The following is a 24,018-nucleotide window of genomic DNA, read 5'->3' on the forward strand; positions in this document are numbered from 1 at the left end:
TGTGCTTATTCACACATCCCTCCTAACCACTTATATCTAATTTTAACTCTAGGGGAAATATGATGAAAATCATTTCAATTTCTTTGATCGCACTCGGCTGTTTTTCTACAACACATCTACTTGCTAATAGCGATTTTTTGACAAACACCAAGCTTTCACTCGATAGCCGCTTACGTTTTGAAATGGTTGATCAAGACAACCCGTTAAAGAAAGCTGAAGCTGCTACTTTACGGATACGCCCTGCACTGCAAACGGGTACATGGCAAGGCTTGAGTATATATGCACAGGGCGAGGCAAACATCGAACTCAATGATCGCTTTAATAGCACTCGAAACAATGAAACCACCTATAGCACCGTTCCTGATCCCAAAAACTTAGATCTTAATCAGTTATATTTAAATTATAACAGTTCCAAGTTTGATGCTCGATTAGGTCGGCAAGTTATCAATCTAGATAATCAACGCTTTATTGGTTCCGTTGGTTGGCGTCAAAATGAACAAAGTTACGATTCAATTAGCTTCAATTTTAAAGCAGATCCAAAACTCCAGTTCTACTATGCTTATATTGAACAGGTAAACACAATCTTTGGTAGTGAAACAGCTAAACCCGTTGCATTAAAAGCCCAAGACGGCAAACAAGATAGTCAAATCCATTTAGCACAAATTAAATACAGCTATAGCCCTCAGTTCAATGCCGTACTCTATGGCTACTTTCTTGACTTTGAAGACCTCAATGCTTGGTCGAATCAAAACTATGGTCTTCGTTTAACAGGGAAGCACAAAAACTTTCGTTATAGTGCTGAATATGCAAAACAACAGGACTATGCAGATCAGCCATTAACTTACGATACGGATTATTATGCATTAGAACTTGGCTACCAAGTTTCTGGACAAGCACCTCTTGGTGAAGTTGCAATTGGTTACGAAGTTCTAGGTAGTGATAACGGTAAAATTGCTTTTCAAACTCCACTTGCAACTAAACATCGCTTCAATGGTTGGAGTGATCTGTTTTTAAATACACCAGCCAATGGTCTACGTGATCTTTATATAAGCTCAAGTTTTAATATATTCAGTAAAGGTAAATTAACAACCGAGCTACATCATTACCGAAGTGATATAAAAGGATTAAACTATGGCCAAGAATTTTCTCTTTCCTATGGTCAAGCATTACCAATCAAGGGCTTGTCTGGATTAGCAAAATTTTCAAGTTATCAGGCTGAAGATTTTGGTGTCGATACCGAAAAGCTTTGGTTACAGTTAGATTATAAATTTTAAAAAATTTTTTTATTGTTGATTCAATGGATTGAATTGGATTACATCAAAACTTTGACAGTTGTCATCAAATTATCAAATTTGGATGATTTAATAAAAAATAAAAAGCCTATAAAAGCGGAAAAAGCCTGTTGATCGATAAGATTAACAGGCTTTTTTCTTAAGGATGAATTAATCAACCAGTCCTAATTTAAAGCGCTACTGCCCTTTCGGTAGCGGAATATATTGAGATTGAGTATTTTGTTGAACTTTTCGTTCCCCAACCTTCACTTCTAACTTCTGTTGCTTGCCGTCGCGTTCAACAACAACATCAATCATGCTCTCAGGTGCTTGCAATGCAACATAATTAATTAAATGAGAAGCTGACGAAATCTGCTCATCATTGACTTGAACAATGGTATCACCACGTTTGACGCCAGCTTGATCAGCTGGACCACCACGTAAGACATCTGCAACTAGAACACCAACCGGTTTTGCAGTCAGTACGTTTTCATCTAAATTGTTTGGAATAAGACTAATTCCCAACCAACCACGGACAACACGCCCATCTTTTAGGATAGAGTTTAAAACTTGCTGACAAACCTTCGCAGGGATAGCAAAACCAATTCCAAGTGAACCGCCAGACTGTGAGAAAATCGCAGTATTTACGCCAATTAAATTACCTGCAACATCAATCAACGCCCCACCCGAATTACCTGGATTTATGGCAGCATCCGTTTGAATAAAATCTTCATAGGTGTTGATACCTAAGTCTGAACGTCCTGTTGCAGAAATAATCCCTTGCGTAACAGTTTGCCCTACACCAAATGGATTACCAATCGCTAATACAACATCACCAACCTCATTACCACTAAGTTTAAACGGTAATACAGGAAGTTTATCCAACTCAATTTTGATCACAGCTAAATCTGTATCTGGATCTGTACCAATGACTTTCGCTTCTGCGCGACGGCCATCATATAACGCGACAACAATTTGCTCTGCTTGTGCAATCACATGGTTATTTGTCAAGATATAACCGTCTGCACGCACGATTACGCCTGAACCTAAACTGTTTTCATTTTTTGGTTGCTGCGGAATCTGATTACCAAAAAATTCACGGAATACGGGATCATTTAAAAGCGGATGATTTGGTTGTTTGATTTTTTGAGTGGTAAAAATATTGACCACGGCAGGTGCTGCCACTTTAACCGCGGCATTGTAAGAAACTACCCCACCCATGCGATTTGTATCGACTAAGGGCTCGACCTTTTCTGCTGGCATTTTCACACCATCAGACGCTATTGTTGGTTTCGGCTGATGTGATTTTTGCCAAGCGAGAAAGCTGAATATAACGACAATGAGTAATACCCAAGGTAACCATGTAAATGCACGGCGCACGTTTATTATCCTCTAGGCGAAATTATGTTATGAACAAATTATTAAATCTGTTTTAAGAACAGTAAATTTCCATCATTGTAATGTAAATTACTTAAAAACAATGCAAAAGTTAAAAAAGTTTTGTCTAGCTTTAGTTACATTAAAAAGTATGTTTTTATTGACAGCTATAAAATGTAAATCATTTGAGGAATTCTATGGCAAATTTGCATGACATAGTGCAATGGTGTAATCAAACTTTAAAATCAAATGAGTTTAAAGACTACGCGCCAAATGGCTTACAAATCGAAGGCAAGCCCGAAGTCAATAAAATTGTATGTGCTGTGACTGCATCTGAAGATGCTATTGATGCTGCAATTGCACTACAAGCCGATGCTTTATTGGTTCATCATGGCTATTTTTGGAAAGGCGAGCCCTATCCAATCACAGGAATGCGTGGCAATCGTATCAAAAAACTCATTCAAAACAACATTTCACTCATTGCCTATCACCTACCTTTAGACGCCCACCCGACCTTAGGTAACAATGCAGCAATAGCCGAATTAATCGGTCTACAAAACATAGAAGCCTTAGATCCAACAGAAAGACATCCTATCGGCAATATTGGTTATTTAGAAAGTACATTAAGTCCTGAACAGTTCAAAGAAAAGTTACAAACAATTTTTGACTTTTCTATTCTTCATCTGCCTTGTAGTAAATCTGCTATCCAAAAAGTAGGTTTCTGTACAGGCGGGGCTCAAGACTTTATCGAAAAAGCTGCGTTGGAAGATTGTGATGCTTATATCTCTGGTGAAGTGAGCGAGCGCACTTTTTATCAAGCTAAAGAACTGGATGTCCATTATTTTGCATGTGGACACCATGCCACAGAACGTTACGGTGTACAGCGTTTAGCTCAAGCGATTGCAAATCAATTTGCAATTGAGGCAAATTATTTTGAATTAAACAACCCTATTTAACCCAATCGCACTCTCCGATTTTGTTAAATATTTTTCCATAATGCTGTCTTGCGCTTCAAATCAAACTTTGCTTCATTTCAAGCGCAGGTTATACATTTAAATTAAGTCGTTATTGTGTATAGTTCTTTAAAAGACTGTCATATTGTCTTTAGAATCATTTACAATAGAGCCACTTAATGTAAAACCCAGCAAATGCAAGGATTGAAACATGACAACCATTACTTTACCTGCACTTCCATATGGCTATGATGACTTAGCACCACATATCACACGTGAAACTTTAGAATATCACCATGATAAACATCATAATACTTATGTTGTTAACTTAAATAACCTAATCAAAGGTACTGACCTTGAAGGTAAATCTTTAGAAGAAATCATCAAAGCATCTGCTGGTGATGCATCTAAAGCAGGTATCTTCAACAATGCTGCACAAGTATGGAACCATACATTCTACTGGAACAGCATGAAGCCAAATGGTGGTGGTAAACCAACTGGCGCGATTGCAGCTAAAATCGATGAGGCTTTTGGTAGCTACGAAAAATTTGCAGAAGAATTTACTGCTGCTGCAACAACTCAATTTGGTTCAGGTTGGGCTTGGTTAGTAGCTGATGAAGTAAATGGTAAATTATCAATTACTAAAACTGCCAATGCCGACACACCACTTGCTCATGGTCAAATTGCAGTATTGACGATTGATGTTTGGGAACATGCTTACTACATCGATTTCCGTAACTTACGTCCTAAATACATCGCAACTTTCTTAGAAAGCTTAGTGAACTGGGACTATGCAAATGCAAAACTTGCAGGTCAACCAGCAGGCGTTGAGAAATAATCTTTTATTTCTTGCATAAAAACTGCCCACCTCGGGCAGTTTTTTTATAAATAGAATCCGAAAAGAATATTTATCAAGCAAACGATTCATTTTATTTACTATTCTTGTTGACGCATGAATATTTCATGCCTAAAATGCGCATCAGATTCTCCAATAGCTCAGTCGGTAGAGCGACGGACTGTTAATCCGCAGGTCCCTGGTTCGAGCCCAGGTTGGAGAGCCAAGCTAATCTCCCATAGCTCAGTCGGTAGAGCGACGGACTGTTAATCCGCAGGTCCCTGGTTCGAGCCCAGGTGGGAGAGCCAAATTCTTAAGTGAATAGCTTGACCGTTAAAAGTAACATGCATAAAATGCATATCCAGATTCTCCCATAGCTCAGTCGGTAGAGCGACGGACTGTTAATCCGCAGGTCCCTGGTTCGAGCCCAGGTGGGAGAGCCAAGATTCTAAAAACCCACTCCTTTCGAGTGGGTTTTTTATTGACACCTGATCTAAAATGTTTGAATCCAGTCAGCTCATATTTTTAATTATTGGCAGTATTAGTGCCCTAATATTATTAGTCAGTTGCTTACGCCCATACTTTTTTAAACAACAGTTTTTTGCTCGCCCTGTCATCACCAACTTTGAATCACAAATGTTTTTAAGGTTGCAGCAGGCTTTTCCACAACATCATATTTTGGCGCAGGTTGCTTTTAGTGCATTAATTACCAGTGATCATTATAAGATTCGAAGCCGCTTTAATCGTAAAGTCACAGACTTTGTAATTTTAGACAAAGATATGCAAGTGATTGCAATTATAGAACTAGATGATCCTAGCCATATAGGTAAAGAATTAGAAGATAAAAAGCGTGATCACATGTTGCAACAAGCAGGTTATTTAGTACAACGTTATACGCAAATTCCATCTATAAAGCAGTTACAGATGGATATTCGCTAAACCAAACCGATTTTGGGAATTACTGTTCCAAAGTTGCAGCTTGCTCTGCATTTTTTTGTTGCTCAAATCTTTTTGCTATTTCAGCACGTTGCTGCTCATATTCTCTTTTAGTTTTAGCATCACTTTTCGCCGCTAGAAAGGCCATGCCAACGATAAAAATTGGAATCAACAACCCCAACCCCATCAAAACCCATGGTACAGATCTTTTTTCAACAGCATTTTGACTCATAGCCGATTCCAAAAAGTAATATTTCAAACGAGGCGACACTATAACAAAAAAAGAGCCTCATAAAGAGGCCCTTTTACTAATCAATGAGCTATTGGGCTGGCATATTTTGCTTAATAAACTGTACTAGCTCCCCACTCTCGTTTGCTGCAAGAATTGCTCCAGTATGTGATCCATTCACAACAGGATTAGCAGGACTTGGTACAATATCAACAGCCTTTAAAGCCACATCTGTTCCAGAATTATACATTGCTTTGTATAGTGCTTCTGTAATTACATATGGAACGTTGGTATCGTATACACCTTGGATAATATAAATAGGCTTATCCAATTTCTTGGTTGTTGGCTGACTATAGTCAGTTAAAAATTTTTGAATCGTAGCATCTTTCTGAAATGCTTCAGCATTTATACCCGGATACTCCGTTACCTTAGCTGTTGGATTTTCTTCAATATAAGCTTGAATATCTTCTTTATAAACCCCCACCAGTTCAGATAAACATTCTTGCTTTGCTAAACCAGCGATTTCTTTAGCCTTATCACTACCAAACATTGTTTGATAATTGAATGAAGGCTCGTAAGCCGTAATCCCCACGCCAGCCAAAGCAGCATAAGACAACAAAGTTGCATACGTCTCAATCGCAGCAGACTGCGGCAATAAGTTAATTGCTGTTGGAGCCACTTCCAAAATTATTTTACCCAAACTTGATGCTGGTGCTCCTGCAATTGCCCCTTTATAAGTCGCATCATTATTTGCATATTCAGCTATTCCCAAGGATGCTTGACCACCTTGTGATTGCCCTACAGACATCCATGAACCTTGCAATTGATTACCATAGTGCTCTTTAGCTGCTTTAACCGCATATAATGCCGAACGAGCTTGGCTTGGAATATTTAGATAAGGATGCTCACCCTCACCTCCTAGCCCTTCATAATCAGGTGCAACAATTACATACCCCTGCTCTAACAGATTCTTTGCGGTATAGTTTTTAAAATTAGCATTTAATGGAGTATTGGTTGGTGCACATTTATTCGCAACGCCTAAAGTACCATGAGCCCAAACTACAACTCGATAACCATCCTTAGGTTTTGCAATTTTTGGAAAAAATACCAAAGCAGAAGTTTCAACTGTCTTCCCCAGTACATTTGGCATTTTATAATTCATTACTTTGATAGAGCTGGCCGCACTTAAGTCAACTAGACCTTCTGATTCAAAAGTATAAGATGTTTCAGAAACAAATGATTTACTGTTCTGATCAACTTTTGAGTTTGAATCATTATCATCATTACATGCTGATAAAAATAATGCTGAAATAGAGAGGGTTACCGCCAAAGCAATATTTGACCGTTTCATAAAATATCCTTTTTAGTCCTTGTCTTATTTTTGTGCATGAAACTACATGCGTTTCTATTAAGGCATAAAAAAAGTGCCCTGCATAGGACACTTTTCAACTAATAAGTCATTTTAAAACATGAATTCTAAAAAGATTCCAACAAAAATTATCATTCCAACCCAGCGATTGTGACGAAATGCCCAAAAACAAATTTGAGGATTTCGGTCTTTGGTTTTGAATGCCTGATATACAAAATCCAATGCAACAACAAGTAATGCAAGTAAACCAAATGGTAATAAAAGATTTTCTAAATAGAGTGCACTACCAATTAGCACTAAACTGATAACCTGCAATAGCCCGATAATCTGTATATCATAACGACCGAATAAAATTGCGGTAGATTTCACACCAATTTTCAAATCATATTCACGGTCAGTGATTGCATACTGCGTATCATAGGCAACTGTCCAAGCCAAATTTCCAAAATACAATAACCAACAAATCAAATCAGGTGTTTGTCCCACAGCTGTATATGCCATTGGAATAGACCAAGAGAATGCCGCACCCAAAAACACTTGTGGCAAATGGGTATAGCGCTTCATAAAAGGGTAAATAAACGCTAAAAACAATGCACCAAATGACCAATAAAAGGTTTCAATCGGCAAAAAAAACAAAAGACAAGCACTCGCTGCAACCAAACCTAAAAACACGAATACCGCTTCTCGTGCTCGAATAATACCAGTGGCTAAAGGGCGAGTTTTGGTACGCTCGACATGTGCATCAACTTTACGATCGGCAAAGTCATTAATGGCACAACCTGCAGCCCGCATAAACAAAACCCCTAGCGACATCACGAGCAGTATTTTTAAATCAGGAATTCCTTTAGACGCAACCCACAAAGCCCACATCGTTGGCCAAAACACTAATTCTGTACCAATGGGTTTATCAAAACGACATAAATAATAATAGGCTTCTAAACGCTGTCGCCATGTAGTTTGTTGCACCATATCCATGCGAATCCTTAGAGTCAATGCTGTTCAATAAACTGTTCAAATCTAGGCAGGAAAGTTTCCTGTACGATAAATTTACACCCATGCCAAGTATAACAACTTTGCCGCGCCCAACCCTCTTCGGTATAAATAATTCGTCTTTCACAGACAGGATTCGTACGTTGAAATAGAAACCAACCAATTGGCTTATTTCGGATGTATTTAAATATTCTGGCTTTTTTTTGTAGGCTGAGAATCGGAAAAATACTCTTTGCTTTCACCCAAGCTTGTGACTCAGAGCCATAAAGATATGTTTCTCTCACCCATGCAATATGATGTGCAGGCATATTCATCCATTTGCTATCATCAAATGCTAAACGCTGATAATGCTCTCTAATACGCTCAACATGAAACTCACCACCACCGAGATCTGTAAGTTGCTGAGTAAGGGAGCCTGATGCGTACAACCATTTTTTTAATGCAGTAGGAATATCTTTTCCTTTTATTCTATTTGGTTGTAAATTTCGCATGCTTAACTCACTAAAAACATCGCGACTAGTTTACATGAATTTTTAAAAAAATATTTCAAATCCAATCAACTTACTCAGCACGAACCTACATACCTATATAAAACCTTTCAATCAACTGTCGTGTTTTCACCAACAAATTGGTTAATACACTGTCCCGATCAAATAGCTTTACTTTATAGTTGGGCAAGTCTTTCATTTCTTCTTTTCTTGGTAAGCGTTTATTGAATTCATAATTATCTAAAACATGTTTCATTACTTCGGGTTTTAGATTTTCTTGTTCACAAAAGTGCTGATAAGCTTGCTCTTTTTCCGCCTCCCAAAACTGAGCAAAAGCTACTTGTACACTTTGCCCAGTAATCATTTTTGGCATGTTTTCTTCAATAAATTTTTGTATCAAGTCTTGCTTATCATGCAAGCTAATATCACTACCGATCAGATCTTGTACTTGAGCTTCGTATTTCTTACGCTGCTCATCTGTTTCAGCATTCACTGCCATCTGTAAAAGCGTAAGGATATACCCCACATTGATACGGTCACTGTGCAATAAATCTAATTGGAAGTCGACATCATCCAACACCGAGACTTTTTCTTTCTTGGTCGTTTTTCGAATCGCACGACAGAGATCAGCATATTTAGATGCAAAATTTGCAAAGTGCTGTTTATCAAGCTTAGTGTCGTCTTGATCATACTCAATGAAGGTTTGTAGCTGGGCGTTGTAACGCATCACTTCACGGAATGCCTTGATGAACTCTAGTTGCTCATCCTCAGTCAGCAAGTCATCCACGGCTTGACAATCAGCAGTAATGGCAAACAGCTTTTCTACCGCTTGTTCATAATCTTGTTTGATTTCATCAAAACTTGGGACAAGAACCGTTTTTCTGGCTTCTTTATTTGAGAATAATGCCAATGCTTCATCTGTTGCACGTTTAAGGTTACGGAAGCTAATGATGTTCCCAAATGGTTTTTTATCATTGTAGACACGGTTTGTACGTGAAAAAGCCTGAATCAAACCATGATATTTAAGATTTTTATCGACATACAAGGTATTCAAAGGCTTTGAGTCAAAGCCTGTGAGGAACATATTCACAACCAGTAAGATATCAATCTGCTTTTTCTTTACCCGATCTGCAATATCACGGTAATAAGCATAGAATCCATCACCTGAATTATAATTCGTACCAAATTGAGCATTATAATTGGCAATGTAGCGATCCAATTTATCACGACTAGACTGATTTATTTGGTTCGGAGTATCCGTTGATTCTTCTTGAATCAATCCATTTTGGTCGTTGTTCTCAACAGCTTCATTCGCACCGTAGGAGAAAATAGTTGCAATGCTGAGAGGTTTAAATAATCGACCTTGCGCCTCATCTTGTTGTTGCTTTTCAGCTTGGACTTTTTCAAATAACTCATAATACTGCGTTAAGGTATCCACTGAACTGACACAAAACATCGCCGTAAATTCACGGTTTTTGGTTTTGGTATCGTGCGTATCAACGATATAACGGGCAATCATTTCTAATCGCTGTGGATTATCATAAAGCTCTTTGGTATCTATCCCTTCAACATCTTCGTCACTCTCAACAACATCACCGAGGTTATTCTGCATACCTTTAGCAGTATACTTGCCACGATAATCTATTTGGAACTGCAATACATTGCGGTCTCGAATTGCATCTACAATGACATATTGATGCAGACAATAATTGAATAAATAATCTGTGGTGAGTTTCAAACCTGCTTTGGATTGACTATTTTCTTCAAAGATCGGTGTTCCCGTGAATCCAAACATCTGCGCATTACTAAAGAACTTTTTAATGTTTTGATGGGTATCACCAAATTGACTACGGTGACATTCATCAAAAATAAATACCACTTTTTTATCTTTTAGATAATTGATGTGTTCTAAATATCGGTCCGTGCTAATCGCACGATTCAGCTTTTGAATGGTGGTCACGATTAGCTTGTCATGGCGTTGATCGAGTTGTTTAACCAAAGTGTGCGTGTTGTCTGTGCTATCCACGCTCTCGGCTTTAAAAGCATTAAACTCGCGTGAAGTCTGCGTATCAAGGTCATTACGATCCACCACAAACAAGACCTTTTCTACATCAGGCATCTTCATGATGAGCTGACTGGCTTTAAATGATGTCAGTGTTTTACCTGAACCTGTCGTATGCCAGATATAGCCATTTTGTTCTGAATTTTGTACATGGGCAATAATCTTTTGCACGGCGTAAATTTGATATGGGCGTAATACCATCAAACTTTTACTGGTTTCTAGCATCACCATGTATTGAGTCAGCATGTCTGTAAGATGCTGATGATTTAAAAATGCATCCGCAAAATCGACAATTTCATTGATATGTTTATTGGCAACATCAGCCCACGGAAAGGCAAACTCTATCCCAGTCGTACCATTTGAGTAATAGCGAGTATTTGCGCCATTACTGATGATAAAAAGCTGGATAAAACCAAACAGCCCTTGCCCTGCCCAATACGCTTCACGAATATAGCGTTGCGTTTGATTAAAGGCTTCGGCAATTTCCATGCCTCGTTTTTTCAACTCAATTTGAACTAAAGGCAAACCATTAACCAAGAGCGTGACATCAAAACGGCTGGTTCGACCATTAAAATCACGATGATCTACCGTGATTTGATTGGTGACTTGGTATACGTTTTTGCTTGGGTCATCTGATAAAAAGAAAATGTGCTTGCTTGAACCATCATCAAATTTAACAGGAAACTGGTCACGTAGGTTTTTAGCTCGTTCAAATACAGTGCCTGTGTTCAAAAAACTGATGACCTGTTTCCATTCCGTTTCTGATAATGGTGCAAGTCCGTTGGCACGTTCGACTTGGGTTTTTAGGTTAGACAGTAGTTGGCTTTCATCTTTAATCGTGACGGTTACATAGCCCAAGCCATTGAGCTGTGCAATCAGTTCATTTTCAAGTTGAAATTCGCTTTGTACTGTCATTTCACTCTCTTGATTAAATTTTTAGTTAACAATAATTTAGAATCATAAATCACTAGAAATAGCTAAATTTAATCATTTTTAGCTATTTTCGCTTTACCGTGTTTTAAGCAATTGTTGCACACACTGCTGGATATGTTGATATATTCCCTCTATATTCGTCATTACATCGTGATTGTTAATGCGGATAGTGGTTAAACCCAACTCTAGCATAAATTTATCTCTAATTTTATCATAAGCTTGGGCATCTTCGGAAAAATGGCTTTCACCATCGACCTCGATAATCAATTTTAATTGGGGACAATAAAAATCGACAATATAATGTCCAACTCCATGCTGTCTACGAAACTTCACACCCAGCTGATTATTTCTTAAAATTCCCCATAAGCGTTTTTCAGGTTCGGCCATGTTGTTGCGTAATGTTTGGCGGCGTTGTTTATATTCTATTTTGTTAAATATTTTTTGTGTCATGGTTTTTCTCAATTTATTCTCAACCTAACTTCCCCTTTTTATGGTGAGGGCTGTCAAGTTTAACCCTCCCTCACCTCCCCTTGTCAGGACAAGGTCGTCAAGTACAACCCCACCTAACCTCCCCTTAATAAGGGGAGGAACTCCACGAATCATATTCAGCCTTTAATTTCGTGGAAAGTCCCCCCTGCAAAGGGGGGATTTAGGGGGGTATTAAATCTACACAAACATCTGCTGCAACAAGCCTTTTTTCCACTGCTTAGCTTGTTCAATTTGCTGGGCGACCACTTCAATTTTTTGGTCGATAGCAGAGAGGAAATTGGCGATTTTGGTTTGCTCCTCAAGACAAGGTATATCCAGCTCAAAACTCATAACATCTTGGTTTGAAATGTTGGGCTGTGCACTTGCTGAAGGAATCGACTGAATATAAGTATAAAAATCTTTAGAAAGCATTATCTGATATAAGAATTCATTGGTTGAACTTTCTTTAACTATAAACGTTGCTACTCGTTGATTAATACAAGCTGTACCAGATTGAACTTTACCTAGTTTCCCGAAAGTAGCCCCAGACAATGCCATCACAATAGCTCCCTGTGAAACATAGTAGCGTTTGTCTGGAACCTCGGATGACGTAACACCATCAAAATTATCTAGATCAATATTTTTTAAAATATCGCCTATTCGCAGTACTTTAGTATCCCCATTGCCAAATTGAGTACTTTTAAAAGCATACCCTCCTTGGATATCAGTTAAATTTGCCAAACTTCCAGCAGACCACTCTCCAAACTCACTCCCATCATCCGCTTTAAAACGAATCTGCTGACTAAACAGCTTCTGCATCATGCCCTGTTTATATTGGCTAAGCAGCTCATATTTTTGAGTGAGTTGACTAATCTTTTCATCTACTGCGGAAAGGAAAGATGCGATTTTGGTTTGTTCTTTTTTTGTTGGATATACAAGTGAGAATGCTAAAACATCGCTTTTCGTAATATTTGGATCTTTTCGGCTACTTGCTGCAAAATTTTTCCAATCATCTACTTTATGATTTAAATATGTTAAAAGAAAAAATGAGTCAATTTTTTCATTTGGATAAATTGCTGATAATGCTTGATTACAAGCTGATTCATCTAATAAAAGACCAGTGCGCCCAATCTGATTGAAACCACCATACATTGCAACAAATACAGTTCCTTTAGGTAGTATTTTTACAGATGTTTCTTTTAAAGCAATTTCAGAAATCATTTCTTCAGTTTTAGAAATGAAAGAATTATTAAGGTCTGTCGTTTTTACCCAAGGAATATGTGCATTTTCAAAAAAGCGCTTATCACTTCGTAAAGGGGTTGAACCTGATGTAACTTTAAAGATTTCTCCAATTTTATTGAAATCCCAATCCCTATCAAACTCTTTAAAACGTAACTTAGGTACAGACATCACTTCACCTCCGCAAATGGTGAAGCAATCCCAAGCTCTTTACAAAACTCGCTTATTACGGCATCAGTTTTTTGACTTTCAACTTCCAAAGCTTGCAAGGCTTGAGCAATTGCATCTAGATCAATCACATCCTCAGCTTCAAAAGTATCGACATAACGCGGAATATTCAGGTTAAAGTCGTTGTCTTTCACTTCTTTTAAAGTCGCTACATGCGCATACTTTTCAATATTCTGACGGTTTTCAAATGCGCCAATAATATTATCCAAATGCTCAGGCAATAATTTATTTTGATTCTTCTGCTTCTCAAACTCGTTGCTGGCATCAACAAACAAAATATTGTCTTTATGCTCACGGTTTTTCTTCAGCACCAAAATACAGGTCGGAATAGTCGTGCCATAGAAAATATTGGCAGGTAAACCAATAATGGTATCAATCACATTGAGCTGTTCAATCAAGTACTGACGAATTACACCCTCACTCGAACCACGAAATAAAACACCATGTGGTAGCACTACTGCCATCGTGCCATGCTCATCCAGTTGATGCAGCATGTGCTGAACAAATGCCATATCCGCTTTAGAACTTGGCGCAAGTTTGCCATAAGCTGCAAAGCGTTCATCTTGTAAAAATAATGGATCGGCTGACCATTTTGCCGAAAAAGGCGGATTGGCAACCACCGCATCAAAACGCTTATCTAAGTGCTGCGGACGAATCAAGGTATCTTCTTGCTTAATATCGAACTTGGCGAAATGCACATCATGCAAAATCATGTTCATACGCGCCAAGTTATAGGTGGTACGGTTCATCTCTTGACCATAAATCATATCAACATCTTGCACTTCACGCTTTACACGGAGCAACAATGAACCAGAACCGCAAGTAGGGTCATAAACTGAACGTAAACGGGTTTTACCTTGGGTTACGATCTTCGCCAGTAAAGTTGATACTGTTTGAGGCGTATAGAATTCCCCTGCTTTTTTACCTGCACCTGATGCAAACTCACCAATCAGGTATTCATAAGCATCACCCAAAACATCGGATTCAGTATTTGAAATATCAAAATCAATATCATCTAAATGACTGAGAACCTTCGCCACCAACTCATTACGGTCACTCGCCGTATTTCCCAGTTTGGTCGAATTTAGATCAAGGTCTTCAAATAGATTGGCAAAGTCATCGGCAGAATCAGAACCCAGCGTACTTTGTTCAATTGCTTTCAGCGTGGCAGCCAAGTCATCTAAAATAAATTCGCCTTTACGACCACGTTCAGCAAGCGTGTGGAATAATTGCTTTGGTGTCAGCGCATAGCCCACTTCTTCAATGGCATTCTTTTTAATTTCTTCAATGTAAGGCACATGTTCTACATTGTTTTCATCAAGCTCTAAAAAGCCAATGTCTTCACCATCCAACAACTCGTTGGCGAAGTTCACGGCTTTTTCAGATAAATATTTAAAGAAGATAAACCCTAGAATATAGTCACGAAACTCATCTGCACCCATTTTGCCACGTAATGTATTGGCAATATTCCATAGTTGTTTTTGTAGCTGTTGCAGTTGTACTTGGGTCATTGTAAGCCTGTTTCTTCGCATATCTCTTAATAAAGTGAGTGTACAAAATTTTGAAGCTTTTTAGTTGGATTCTTTACTGAATACGTCAACAAGTGTCGTTATAAAAATCAACAACATAAAAAAACTCGCCGAAGCGAGTTTTTTTATTTGGGATGTATTACAAGCTGTAGTACATATCAAATTCAACTGGGTGAGTCGTCGTGTTAAGACGACGTACATCTTCAGTTTTAAGTTCGATATATGCATCAAGCATTTCTTTAGTGAACACACCGCCTTTCAACAAGAACTCGTGATCAGCTTTAAGCGCTTCAAGAGCCATATCTAAGCTATGAGCAACTGTTGGGATTTTTGCTTCTTCTTCAGGAGGAAGATCGTATAAGTTCTTATCAGCAGCTTCACCTGGGTGGATCTTGTTTTGGATACCATCAAGACCAGCCATCAACAATGCCGCAAAACCTAAGTATGGGTTCATCATTGGATCAGGGAAACGAGCTTCGATACGCTTACCTTTAGGGCTTGAAACGTATGGAATACGGATAGATGCAGAACGGTTACGTGCTGAGTAAGCAAGCATGATTGGTGCTTCGTAGTGAGGAACCAAACGCTTATAAGAGTTTGTAGATGGGTTAGTAATCGCATTCAATGCACGCGCGTGTTTGATTACACCACCAATGAAGAACAATGCCATTTCAGATAAACCAGCATATTCATCACCAGCAAACAAGTTCTTGCCATCTTTAGAGATAGACATGTGAACGTGCATACCAGAACCGTTATCACCTACCATTGGCTTAGGCATGAAAGTTGCTGTTTTGCCATATTGGTGAGCAACGTTCCAAACAGCATATTTGAACTGTTGAACTTCGTCTGCTTTACGAACCATTGTATTGAAGCTCACACCAATTTCTAATTGGCAAGATGCAACTTCGTGGTGATGTACTTCTACACGACCAGGCCCCATGATGTCTTCGATACGTGCACACATTTCAGCACGCATGTCTTGATGAGAATCAACCGGAGGAACTGGGAAGTAACCACCCTTAACACGAGGACGGTGACCTGAGTTACCAGCTTCGAAATCTTTGCCAGTAGACCAAGCTGCTTCTTCAGCGATCAGCGTATGGCGAGCGCCAGACATGTCGATGTCCCACTTCACTTCGTCAAAAACAAAGAATTCTGGTTCTGGACCAAAGAATGCAGTATCACCGATACCAGTAGATTTTAAGTATTCTTCTGCACGACGAGCAATCGAACGTGGGTCACGCTCGTAACCTTGGCCAGTAGATGGCTCAATTACGTCACAAGTCACAACAACTGTAGGCTCAGCAAAGAACGGGTCAAGGAAACCTGTTTCAGCGTCTGGACGTAAGATCATGTCCGAAGCTTCAATGCCTTTCCAACCAGAGATTGAAGAACCATCAAACATTTTACCATCTTCAAATGTATCTTCATCAATTGTATCTGCTGGGTAAGTTACATGTTGCTCTTTACCCTTAGTATCAGTAAAGCGAAAATCGACCCATTTTGCGCCACTTTCTTTGATGAGTTGAAGGACCTTGTTCGCCATGCTCATTTGCTCCAATGAAATTTATATGCACTTGTTAAGTGCGTGTTAGCTGTTGGTTTATAATAAGCAATTACCATACCAACAATTTTAAAGCATACTTAAAATATTGAAATTCTTTGTAGAAAAAATATTTTAAGCTCCCTGTCCTATGTCTATTCGCATGTCTGCAATCGCAAATGCACCATATTCACACATTTATATTTTAAGTCGTCCCTAAAAAAGGCTTATTGAACCAAAATAGTGCAATACATGTAACAAAGAACTATTGTAGTGCTATATTTATGCCACGTATCGTTTGCATAAAATTGACTTTTTATATCATTCTTTTCAACATCAATCCAATCAATTCATTTAGACTTTTGATTCACTTGTTGCTTATTTTGACAAAGTATTCAATTTGAAATAATTCTTTTGGTTTTTTAAGAGTTTTTTTAATTAATTAATTTTTTGATTTCCCTATCTGCCTGAAATATTCGGCATTGACCATCGGTTTTTGGTATGATGATTTCCCACTATCTTGATCACCCTCCATACTCAGACATTGTTGGTGGCTGAACATTGATACCGAGATTATTTTTTAGAATTCAATCGCACAAAAGTGCTTATTTTCAAAAAGGTTATAATCATGCTTCTAATGATTGACAACTATGACAGCTTTACTTACAACATCGTTCAATACTTTGGTGAATTGAATCAAGAAGTAAAAGTTGTTCGTAATGATCAAGTCACATTAGAGGATATTGAGCGATGGCAGCCAAAATACCTCGTTATTGGTCCTGGTCCATGCTCACCAAGTGAAGCAGGAATTTCAATTCCTGCAATCAACCACTTTGCAGGAAAAATACCTTTACTCGGTGTATGTTTAGGTCATCAAGCGATTGGTCAAGCATTTGGCGGTAACATCATACGTGCCAAAACAGTGATGCATGGTCGTTTGTCTGATATGCACCATAGTGATAAAGGAATTTTTAGCCACCTTCCTTCTCCATTTGCAGCAACGCGTTATCACTCTCTTGTGATCGAACAAGAAAGCTTACCAGAATGCCTAGAAGTGACGTGTTGGACCAACCAAGCCGATGGCACGATTGAAGAGATTATGGGTGTTAAGCACAAAACCCTCCCTGTTGAAGGTGTTCAGTTCCATCCTGAATCTATCTTGAGCCAACACGGGCATCAAATTTTCAAAAATTTCTTAGATATCTATGCTTAAAACTGTAAAAGAATTTCGTGCATAAGTCTGACAGCCTATTCATCTTGAATAGGCTGTTTTAATTTTAAACATCTAAAAACAATAAATAACTACTCTCTATCAAGAATTTTTTATATTTTAAAATTAACATACTGCCTGTATTAACTTAGAACAAATCATTCTATTTCAATAATTAATGTATTTTTCACATTAAAAAAGAAAATTAATTAAAGCCATCACCAAGCGTCTAAAAAGTGCTTTTTAATTTTTTCGATTAACTATAGTCATAGGAATGATTAAGCTTTCAGGGTAACACGATGCTAAAATTAAAATCATTATTTATAGCTTCTGGCTCCCTGAATCATCTATCAGGACACCTCTTGTGAACACACTCGTTTTATTGAATATTCTTGTTTTTATCTTGCTTTTGGCTGGATTATTTTTTACCAATCGCCATGACTGGAGTCTAGCCAAAAAAGTATTGATCGGAATGCTGATTGGTATCATTTTCGGTTTAGGTCTCAAAACCATTTACGGTGAAGGCACTGTACTCGATCAATCGGTGGCATGGTTCAACATCGTTGGTAATGGTTATGTACAACTGTTACAAATGGTGGTTATGCCACTTATTTTCATCTCGATTTTAAGTGCTGTTGTTAAACTACATCAGACCACCTCATTGGGAAAAATCAGCATTTTAGTGATTGGTATTTTACTCTTCACCACAGCGATCGCTGCCTTTGTAGGAATCAGCGTTACCAATCTCTTTGGTTTAACAGCAGAAGGTTTGGTCCAAGGCGTTCGTGAAACAGAACGTTTAGCGGCGATTGAAAGCCAGTATATTGGACAAGTTGCCAATCTCGATATTCCGAAGCTGCTGCTTTCATTATTTCCGCAGAATCCATTTGCGGATTTAACAGGTGTTCGCCCTACCGCAATCATTAGTGTGGTTATTTTTTCTGCGTTCTTAGGTGTTGCAGCCTTAAAGCTCATGGAGAAAGACAAAATTAATGGGGAGCGAATTCGACACGGGATCGAGGCATTACAAGCATTAATTATCAGTCTAGTTCGCTTAGTTATGCAATTCACGCCTTATGGTGTACTTGCATTGATGACCAAAATGGTGGTAACGGCAAACCTCGCCGACATCATCAAACTCGGTGAATTTGTAATCGCCTCTTATTTGGGGCTGATCATCATGCTTCTGGTACATGCACTGATTCTATTGTTTGTACGCGTTAACCCAATCGACTTTTTCAAAAAAGCATTCCCTGTTTTAAGCTTTGCATTTATCAGCCGTTCTAGTGCAGCGAGTATTCCCTTAAATATAGAAACACAAACAAAGCAACTCGGTGTACCTGAAGGTATTGCCAGTTTTTCAGCTTCGTTTGGTGCGACCATTGGGCAAAATGGTTGTGCAGGCTTATATCCAGCGATGTTGGCGGTAATGGTTGCTCCCACTGTCGGTATTAACCCACTCGACCCCTTATGGATTGCACAATTGGTGATTATTGTGACACTCAGTTCTATTGGCGTAGCTGGTGTGGGTGGTGGTGCAACATTTGCAGCACTGATTGTTCTACCGATTATGGGACTTCCAGTTACACTGGTTGCCCTGCTCATTTCGATTGAACCACTGATTGATATGGGGCGTACTGCATTAAATGTAAACGGTTCAATGACTGCTGGTACCGCTACCAGTCAACTGCTTGGCGTGAGAGAACCAGTAGACGATCAGCAATAACATCATTAACTCTAGTTCCAGTAAAAATGCCAATCGACATCGATTGGCATTTTTCATTTTGAAGATCAATAAAAGATAGGTTTAAGATATTATTATTTTAAAATTTGAATTTCTTGTCCAAGTGAAATCAATCCGATCCCTCGATGCAATGCATTTTGTCCCATCATGACTTTATTACCTTGCTTCCGATACGCCAGCATGGCTTGCATAACTTCAGGTTGTTTTTGGCTGGTTTTTAAATCAATCGTAGGAATAACACAACGAGAACATGGCTTAACCAAATCAAATTTAATCTCACCAATCTGAATCTGTTTCCAATGATCCTCAGCAAATGCTTCACAACCTGAAATCACAATATTAGGCCTAAACCGTTGCACATCTAATGGAAATCCAACTTTTTCAGCAAGAAATTCTACCGACGCCTCACCAATAATTAGAAAAGGAAAACCATCAGCAAAACCAACGCGATCACCTTGCTGTGCATATTCCAAATCGACTTGTCGCAAGGTTCTCTGCGGCATAAAGACCAAACACGCTTCCCGCCCTAATATCTGACTGAACCATTGATTTACAGGATGATCTATACGGTTGCCTTGCAATTGATCTTGCCATACTGTGATCAGACGATCATCAACCTGTCCTTGTGCTTCCTCAAGACTTAAAGTTACCTCATCGCCTTGGAATTCAAAACGTACTGTCTCAGCAAATACCTTGACACTGATCTGTCCCATAATCGCGCACTGACGCTGAGTGATAAAACGTCCTTCATGATCCACTAGCATCCACCTACGATCCCATTTTGGTCCAAAAGAATCGATTTCCATCTCAGTTAGTGCGTTACCACGTAATGATTTGACTGGATAATGAAAAAGTTGACTCACATGCACGATGAAATACCTTTAAGAACAGTTAGAATAATTAAAAAACAATGAAGCAGGGTTATGACAAATATCTTTTTATAATGATTCAAAATTATAACAACTAAACTAAAGTTTAGCAGCCATGCCGTTTTATGTCTGAACAAGTAAGTGAAATATCAACCTACCCTATAAAATCTAAACTATTTTCTGATAACATAACGCCTGACGTATGTAAGTCAGTAGTCATGAATACCGTCGTCCACCTCATTCCTTCAAAACATTAGAGCATGAATGCTATATCCAAATTATGAATATTCAACAGGCACTTAATCACATTACAAAAAATATCCATTTGACTCAAACACAAATGGAAGATGTCATGCGAAGTATCATGCAAGGCGAAGCAACCGATGCTCAGATTGGCGCATTGATGATGGGCCTACGTATGAAAGGTGAAAGCATTGATGAGATCACCGCAGCAGCTCGAATCATGCGAGAGTTTGCGATCAAGATTGATGTGAGTGATATCCCCCATCTTGTGGATATTGTGGGAACAGGTGGAGACGGACAAAATTTATTTAATGTTTCTACAGCCTCAAGCTTTGTGATTGCCGCCGCTGGCGCAACGATTGCCAAACATGGGAATCGTGGTGTTTCAAGTAAATCAGGATCATCAGATGTACTTGAAAAAATGGGCATTCAACTTGATTTAGACATGCAACAAACTGAACGCTGCATCCGTGAAATGGGTGTGGGTTTTCTGTTTGCACCGAATCACCATAAAGCCATGAAGTATGCTGTTGCACCACGTCGTGAGCTTGGGATTCGAAGCATTTTCAATTTACTCGGTCCGTTAACCAACCCTGCAGGCGTGAATCGATTTGTCATTGGCGTATTTTCAGATGAGCTTTGTCGCCCTATTGCGGAAGTTTTAAAACAACTCGGTGCAGTACATGTATTGGTTGTACATTCAAGAGATGGCCTAGATGAAATTAGTCTCGCTGCGCCTACAGCCGTAGCTGAATTAAAAGATGGTGAAATCACAGAGTGGACACTCACCCCTGATGATGTTGGCATTCCATCACAAACACTGACAGGTTTAGTGGTCAGCAGTTCTGAAGAAAGCTTTAAATTGATTAAAGATGCTTTGGGTCGTGATAAATCTGAAATCGGTGAAAAAGCTGCAAATATGATCGCGCTGAATGCAGCCGCAGGCATATATGTTGCTGGTCTTACCAACACCTATAAACAAGCAGTTGAACTGGCTCAAGATATTCTTTACGGTGGTCAAGCCCTAGAAAAAATGAGTATTTTGGCTGAATTTACCAAAACATTGAAACAATATCAGGCAGACTAAGGATTTCTCATGATCGATATTCAAAATACCATTCTCGGTAAAATTGTTGACCGCAAACATGAAGAACTTGCTGCACGTTTAAAACAACGTAGTTTGCATGATGTTGAACAATGGGCAAAAGAAGCAACACCTGTTCGTGGTTTTGCGAATACTTTGCAACATAAACGTCCTGCTGTGATTGCTGAAATTAAAAAAGCGTCACCATCAAAAGGCATCATTCGTGCAGACTTTAACCCTGCTGAAATTGCACAGCAATATGAACAAGCAGGTGCAGCATGTCTCTCTGTTCTGACCGATGTAGATTTCTTCCAAGGTGCAGATGAAAATATTGCGATTGCACGCAACCACTGTGCCCTGCCTGCATTACGCAAAGATTTCTTGATTGATCCCTATAATGTCGTTGAAGCAAGAGCTTTACATGCTGATTGTATTTTATTAATCGTGGCATGTTTATCGGATCAACAGCTTGAGGAAATGTCAAAAACTGCATTTGAACATCAACTGGATGTATTGGTTGAAGTGCATGATGAAGCTGAACTCGAACGTGCGTTAAAGCTTTCTGATCAATGTATTTTGGGTGTGAATAACCGTAATTTAAAAACTTTTGATGTGGATTTAAATACATCATTACGTTTGAAGAAATTACTACCTACTTCTCGTGTTTTGGTCACTGAAAGTGGAATTGCCACGCCTACTGATGTTGAAATGATGCAAGCTCACGATATTCACACTTTCTTAGTTGGTGAAAGCTTTATGAAACAGCCTCGTCCTGATGTGGCATTTGGTGAATTGTTTGGTAAGCCTGAGCAAATCTAAACATATTGAGGATCAAGGTAAAGATTTTGCCCTGATCCTTAAACACTACACAACACAATGAATAGCAGTAAAGATAAACACTCATAATAAATAATATTTAACATTAAGTGATGATCCAAATAAATAATAAGCTATCTTTTATTTCTAACACCTCATAATATCCTTTAAATTTAATATCTATAGGAGAAAATTTTGAGTATCCATTTTGAACGTTTAAGTCATATTAACATTAAAGATATTATTGAAATAAATACGAATGAACGTGTGCTTGAACAAATGCCTTTAGCACAAGATATTGTTTTCGACCACCAACAATGCATTGCTTGGGTGAAGTCTAAAGAAAAGCATTGGGGTGAATACGGTTATGGTATTTGGGCATTCTTGCTTGGCGATAATTTTGTTGGTTGGGGAGGACTACAGTTTGAAAATGGTGATCCAGATTTAGCTTTAGTTCTGCATCCGCGATATTGGGGGCTAGGCAAGAAAATTTTCAAGCAAATTGTTAATATAGCCTTTAATGAATATAAATTTAACTCCATCACGATTTTACTCCCACCTTCAAGAAATAAACTAAAAGCGATTTATTTATTAGGGTTCAAATTTGATGGTGAAGTCACAATAGATAATCAGCTTTTTATCCGATATAGATTATATAAGCCCAACTGAATAAAGTAGACTATATACAATTAAGTCAATATTTTATCTTAGATTTTTGATTTTCTCTCAAATGTAATATTAACCTCCATGAATGTATTTAGTTCAAATTCCAGTAGATTCGGATTATAATTTTACACCTCTCTCGTATCTTGCATATTTCCATAAAATTATGAGTAAACATGATTCATCGCTTTCTAAAGATCAGTTTAATTTACTGAAGCAATTTAAAAAGCAGATCTCAAATCCTCAATCCAGCAAACTTACTCAACAAGCTGAGTCAAAAAAAGTTCAGGCTGTTGAAGAAGAAATGGAAGATACCGAGCTTTTTAAAAAAGCACTGTCGGGTGTAAAACCGATTGATAATGGCAATATCGCACAGCTTCGGACTAAACCTTCAAAGAAAGTAGATGCCCAAATTTTGGCAAAGCGCGCAGCAGCAGAAGGTGGTGCTGAGCAAGAACTTACTGAGATTTCGGATACTCAAGCGATTTTAAATCCTGTGGCAAGCCAAGCTGCTCTTAGTTATCGCATTGCGACACTACAGCACAAAGTATTTGAAGATTTAAAAGCAGGTAAAATTCGCTGGTTTGAAGCGGTGGATTTACACGGTTGCACCGTTGAACAAGCACGCGCAGCAGTTTTGCAAATCATTCAGATGGCTAAAGACGAAAATCAAAATGTCATCAAAATCGTACATGGAAAAGGCCCGGAAGCGATTTTAAAAACCTATGTAAACGGTTGGCTCAGACAACACCGTGATGTACTGGCATTTGTCAGCGCCCCTGAAAACCAAGGTGGTACTGGCGCAGTTTTAGTACTATTAAAACGTGCAGAAAAGAACCCAAAGTACAAACAATAATCGGTACTTAGATCAAAGTTAATTTTTCTAGCGGTTTTCTGATACAATTCCCGTTTTGTTCAACCCACCTAAGTGAACAT

General features: G+C 38.5%; 21 protein-coding genes and 3 tRNA genes. 13 read left to right on the forward strand and 11 right to left on the reverse strand.

From position 1 onward, the window contains the following. The first annotated feature begins 62 nt into the window (after positions 1-62). Positions 63-1,274, forward strand: a complete 1,212-nt coding sequence (locus tag AAC851_RS03575) for an alginate export family protein (protein ID WP_340600512.1) — start codon at positions 63-65, stop codon at positions 1,272-1,274. A 195-nt stretch (positions 1,275-1,469) separates the two neighbouring features. Here the strand turns inward: AAC851_RS03575 and AAC851_RS03580 are convergent, their stop codons facing one another. Continuing rightward, positions 1,470-2,651: a trypsin-like peptidase domain-containing protein gene (locus AAC851_RS03580; RefSeq protein WP_004638477.1), complete on the reverse strand. Its 1,182-nt coding sequence runs from the start codon at positions 2,649-2,651 to the stop codon at positions 1,470-1,472. A gap of 194 nt (positions 2,652-2,845) precedes the next feature. Here AAC851_RS03580 and AAC851_RS03585 point away from each other — a divergent pair, with 194 nt between their 5' ends. The 6 genes from AAC851_RS03585 to AAC851_RS03610 all read left to right on the forward strand — a co-directional run bounded on the left by AAC851_RS03585 (position 2,846) and on the right by AAC851_RS03610 (position 5,375). Beyond that, positions 2,846-3,604 (forward strand): Nif3-like dinuclear metal center hexameric protein, encoded by a 759-nt coding sequence (locus AAC851_RS03585; RefSeq protein ID WP_340600513.1) that lies wholly within the window; start codon positions 2,846-2,848, stop codon positions 3,602-3,604. A 208-nt stretch (positions 3,605-3,812) separates the two neighbouring features. After that, positions 3,813-4,439 (forward strand): superoxide dismutase, encoded by a 627-nt coding sequence (locus AAC851_RS03590; RefSeq protein ID WP_075315805.1) that lies wholly within the window; start codon positions 3,813-3,815, stop codon positions 4,437-4,439. A gap of 147 nt (positions 4,440-4,586) precedes the next feature. After that, positions 4,587-4,662, forward strand: a tRNA-Asn gene (locus AAC851_RS03595). 6 nt (positions 4,663-4,668) lie between these two features. Then, positions 4,669-4,744: transfer RNA gene (locus AAC851_RS03600), tRNA-Asn, on the forward strand. 59 nt (positions 4,745-4,803) lie between these two features. Continuing rightward, positions 4,804-4,879, forward strand: a tRNA-Asn gene (locus tag AAC851_RS03605). A gap of 55 nt (positions 4,880-4,934) precedes the next feature. After that, positions 4,935-5,375, forward strand: a complete 441-nt coding sequence (locus tag AAC851_RS03610; RefSeq protein ID WP_161413903.1) for a DUF2726 domain-containing protein — start codon at positions 4,935-4,937, stop codon at positions 5,373-5,375. Between the two features lie 19 nt (positions 5,376-5,394). Here the strand turns inward: AAC851_RS03610 and AAC851_RS03615 are convergent, their stop codons facing one another. The 9 genes from AAC851_RS03615 to glnA all read right to left on the reverse strand — a co-directional run bounded on the left by AAC851_RS03615 (position 5,395) and on the right by glnA (position 16,462). Beyond that, positions 5,395-5,604, reverse strand: coding sequence for a hypothetical protein (locus AAC851_RS03615; protein WP_125501989.1), 210 nt, complete (start codon positions 5,602-5,604; stop codon positions 5,395-5,397). A gap of 88 nt (positions 5,605-5,692) precedes the next feature. Beyond that, a complete protein-coding gene (locus AAC851_RS03620) occupies positions 5,693-6,952 on the reverse strand; it encodes an alpha/beta hydrolase family protein (protein WP_125501991.1) in 1,260 nt (419 codons plus the stop codon). Positions 6,953-7,063: 111 nt separating this feature from the next. Next, a complete protein-coding gene (gene ubiA / locus AAC851_RS03625) occupies positions 7,064-7,945 on the reverse strand; it encodes a 4-hydroxybenzoate octaprenyltransferase (RefSeq protein ID WP_340600514.1) in 882 nt (293 codons plus the stop codon). Between the two features lie 14 nt (positions 7,946-7,959). Further along, entirely contained in the window at positions 7,960-8,451 is a 492-nt protein-coding gene (locus tag AAC851_RS03630) for a chorismate--pyruvate lyase family protein (RefSeq protein WP_340600515.1), read from the reverse strand. A gap of 85 nt (positions 8,452-8,536) precedes the next feature. Continuing rightward, positions 8,537-11,425 (reverse strand): type I restriction endonuclease subunit R, encoded by a 2,889-nt coding sequence (locus AAC851_RS03635; RefSeq protein WP_100833512.1) that lies wholly within the window; start codon positions 11,423-11,425, stop codon positions 8,537-8,539. 93 nt (positions 11,426-11,518) lie between these two features. Next, complete coding sequence (locus tag AAC851_RS03640) at positions 11,519-11,893, reverse strand: endonuclease domain-containing protein (protein ID WP_100833511.1); 375 nt, start codon at positions 11,891-11,893, stop codon at positions 11,519-11,521. Between the two features lie 216 nt (positions 11,894-12,109). Beyond that, positions 12,110-13,321: a restriction endonuclease subunit S gene (locus AAC851_RS03645; RefSeq protein ID WP_340600516.1), complete on the reverse strand. Its 1,212-nt coding sequence runs from the start codon at positions 13,319-13,321 to the stop codon at positions 12,110-12,112. Continuing rightward, positions 13,321-14,889 (reverse strand): type I restriction-modification system subunit M, encoded by a 1,569-nt coding sequence (locus AAC851_RS03650; protein WP_340600517.1) that lies wholly within the window; start codon positions 14,887-14,889, stop codon positions 13,321-13,323. The genes AAC851_RS03645 and AAC851_RS03650 overlap by 1 nt, the downstream gene beginning before the upstream one ends. Before the next feature lie 157 nt (positions 14,890-15,046). Next, complete coding sequence (glnA, locus tag AAC851_RS03655) at positions 15,047-16,462, reverse strand: type I glutamate--ammonia ligase (protein WP_171055742.1); 1,416 nt, start codon at positions 16,460-16,462, stop codon at positions 15,047-15,049. Positions 16,463-17,081: 619 nt separating this feature from the next. On the opposite strand from glnA, the gene AAC851_RS03660 reads away from it, so the two are divergent. Then, positions 17,082-17,666 (forward strand): anthranilate synthase component II, encoded by a 585-nt coding sequence (locus AAC851_RS03660; RefSeq protein WP_005082008.1) that lies wholly within the window; start codon positions 17,082-17,084, stop codon positions 17,664-17,666. Positions 17,667-18,027: 361 nt separating this feature from the next. Continuing rightward, the gene (locus AAC851_RS03665) at positions 18,028-19,389 is read left to right on the forward strand and encodes an L-cystine transporter (RefSeq protein WP_150026256.1); all 1,362 of its coding nucleotides are present in this window, start codon (positions 18,028-18,030) and stop codon (positions 19,387-19,389) included. Positions 19,390-19,481: 92 nt separating this feature from the next. Here the strand turns inward: AAC851_RS03665 and AAC851_RS03670 are convergent, their stop codons facing one another. Next, positions 19,482-20,276: an MOSC domain-containing protein gene (locus AAC851_RS03670; protein WP_005082006.1), complete on the reverse strand. Its 795-nt coding sequence runs from the start codon at positions 20,274-20,276 to the stop codon at positions 19,482-19,484. A 280-nt stretch (positions 20,277-20,556) separates the two neighbouring features. Between AAC851_RS03670 and trpD the strand changes: the two genes are divergently transcribed. The 4 genes from trpD to AAC851_RS03690 all read left to right on the forward strand — a co-directional run bounded on the left by trpD (position 20,557) and on the right by AAC851_RS03690 (position 23,938). Further along, entirely contained in the window at positions 20,557-21,606 is a 1,050-nt protein-coding gene (trpD, locus tag AAC851_RS03675; RefSeq protein ID WP_004638455.1) for an anthranilate phosphoribosyltransferase, read from the forward strand. 9 nt (positions 21,607-21,615) lie between these two features. Further along, positions 21,616-22,422 carry an indole-3-glycerol phosphate synthase TrpC gene (trpC, locus tag AAC851_RS03680; RefSeq protein ID WP_004638454.1) on the forward strand — a complete coding sequence of 269 codons (807 nt, stop codon included), beginning with the start codon at positions 21,616-21,618 and terminating at the stop codon, positions 22,420-22,422. A gap of 192 nt (positions 22,423-22,614) precedes the next feature. Continuing rightward, positions 22,615-23,088, forward strand: coding sequence for a GNAT family N-acetyltransferase (locus tag AAC851_RS03685; RefSeq protein ID WP_340600518.1), 474 nt, complete (start codon positions 22,615-22,617; stop codon positions 23,086-23,088). A 160-nt stretch (positions 23,089-23,248) separates the two neighbouring features. Beyond that, positions 23,249-23,938, forward strand: a complete 690-nt coding sequence (locus tag AAC851_RS03690) for a Smr/MutS family protein (protein ID WP_134252632.1) — start codon at positions 23,249-23,251, stop codon at positions 23,936-23,938. Positions 23,939-24,018 lie beyond the last annotated feature (80 nt).

The sequence above is a fragment of the Acinetobacter sp. HZNU-JH01 genome, from assembly GCF_037996845.1.
GTDB lineage: Bacteria > Pseudomonadota > Gammaproteobacteria > Pseudomonadales > Moraxellaceae > Acinetobacter > Acinetobacter haemolyticus.